A 2,032-nucleotide genomic window follows, 5' to 3' on the forward strand; every position below is an offset into this window, starting at 1 on the left:
GTCGTCGAGGCGGCACGGCTGCGCGACGATCTTGCCTCGGCCTTGCTGGACGAGGAAGCCCGCTGGCTGGGCGTCGGCTTCACCAACCTGTTACATCTCTATTCGCCCGATGTGCTGGTCGTCGGCGGCGGCATCGCCAATGGGCTCGACCTGATGGCGCCGACCATCGAGGCAACCATCAGGCAGCGGGCCATGCGCGCCTATCGCGACGTACCGGTCGTTCCAGCACAGCTCGGCCGCCATGCTGGGCTCGTCGGCGCCGCCAGCCTTGTGCTGTTCGACGACGAGGGCACTTTGGCAGCCCGCATGCCTGTCGGCCCAAGCACATATCCGGACACACCACTGAGCAAGATCGGCACCGTCTGACGTGCGACTGCATGACAAAGGCCGGAGGCAGCATGCCTCCGGCCTTTTACGCATAAGCCACACGTGGTTACTCGGCGGGGACGACATCCGCCGGCAGGCTGTCGTCAGCCGTGCCCGCCAGCGCCCTCGCCAGCTTGGCCTCGTCGAGTTCGCCTTCCCAGCGCGCCACCACCAGCGTGGCGACGGCATTGCCAACGAAGTTGGTCAGCGCCCGGCATTCCGACATGAAGCGGTCGACGCCGAGGATCAGCGCCATACCGGCGACCGGCACCGCCGGAACCACCGACAGCGTGGCGGCAAGGGTGATGAAGCCCGCTCCGGTGATGCCGGCGGCACCCTTGGACGAGAGCATGGCCACCAGCAGCAGCAGGATCTGGTCACCCATCGACAGGTGGATGTTGGTCGCCTGTGCGATGAACAGCGCCGCCAAGGTCATGTAGATGTTGGTGCCGTCGAGGTTGAAGGAATAGCCGGTCGGGATGACCAGGCCGACCACCGAGCGCTTGGCGCCGGCCTTCTCCATCTTTTCCATCAGCGAGGGCAGGGCGGCCTCCGACGAGGAGGTGCCCAGCACCAAAAGCAGCTCTTCCTTGATGTAGCGGATCAGCGACAGGATGGAGAAGCCGTTGTAGCGGCAGACCGCACCCAGCACGATGAACACGAACAGGAACGACGTCACGTAGAAGGTGCCGACCAGCATGGCGAGATTGATGACCGCGCCGATGCCGTATTTGCCGATGGTGAATGCCATGGCGCCGAAGGCACCGATGGGGGCGGCCTTCATCAGCACGCTGACCAGCTTGAAGATCGGCGTCGTCAGTGCCTGCAGGAAGTTGAGCACGGGCATGCCCTTGTCGCCGACCAGCGCCAGCGCGATGCCGAACAGCACCGAGAAGAACAGCACCTGCAGGATGTCGCCGTCGGCGAAGGCGCCGACGATGGTCGACGGGATGATGTTCATCAGGAACCCGGTGACCGACTGATCGTGCGCCTTGGCGGCGTAGGTGTTGACGGTCGAGGCGTCGAGCGTCGCCGGGTCGATGTTGAAGCCGGCGCCCGGCTGCACGACATTGGCGACGACAAGGCCGATGATCAGCGCCAACGTCGAAAAGGTGAGGAAATAGAGCATCGCCTTGCCGGCAACACGCCCGACCTTCTGCAGGTCGCTCATGCCGGCAATGCCCGTTGCCACGGTCAGGAAGATGACCGGGGCGATGATCATCTTGACCAGCTTGATGAAGGCGTCGCCGAGCGGCTTCATGCTCTCGCCGACCGACGGATAGAAATGGCCGAGCAGGATGCCGACGGTGATCGCGACGAGCACCTGCACGTAGAGTTGGGCATAGAAAGGTTTGCGCTGCGCGGCAAGCGCGCCTGATTGGTCTGCGATGTGCATCGAACTCTCCCTGGCCGGATGGGCGAAAACGGATCGCCTGCGTGACTTCTCCCATCGCGGCGCTCCGGTCGCACGCCGCTGAAAGCAGTTTTGCAAGCGTCGTGCCAGATCGGGGAAAGGCCGGAATCGCGGATTTCCGCCTTTGTCAGAGGTCGCGCGGACAATACTTGTGCGGATTTCCGCACAAGTGGCGTTTGCCTGGGCGGATTTTCGCATTACACTGACCGGAAAGCCGCGAAGAAAAGGGAGAGGGCAGACGCCGCAGGCAGG

At 63.9% G+C, this 2,032-nt stretch carries 2 protein-coding genes; one reads left to right on the forward strand and one right to left on the reverse strand.

Features of this window, described 5'->3' with window-relative positions; translation table 11 throughout:
- Window positions 1-366 (forward strand): ROK family protein (locus EN925_RS33425; RefSeq protein WP_128337251.1); only part of this gene is annotated, 366 nt, incomplete at its 5' end.
- A gap of 67 nt (window positions 367-433) precedes the next feature.
- On the opposite strand, the gene EN925_RS33430 is transcribed toward EN925_RS33425, so the two are convergent.
- Window positions 434-1,762 (reverse strand): dicarboxylate/amino acid:cation symporter, encoded by a 1,329-nt coding sequence (locus EN925_RS33430; protein ID WP_127370168.1) that lies wholly within the window; start codon window positions 1,760-1,762, stop codon window positions 434-436.
- Window positions 1,763-2,032 lie beyond the last annotated feature (270 nt).

The organism is Mesorhizobium sp. M7A.F.Ca.US.006.04.2.1, from assembly GCF_004022915.1.
GTDB lineage: Bacteria > Pseudomonadota > Alphaproteobacteria > Rhizobiales > Rhizobiaceae > Mesorhizobium > Mesorhizobium ciceri.

Excerpts from the sequence above, each read along its gene's own strand:
- EN925_RS33430 (WP_127370168.1), bottom strand. The coding sequence starts at position 1,762 with ATGCACATCGCAGACCAATCAGGCGCGCTTGCCGCGCAGCGCAAACCT.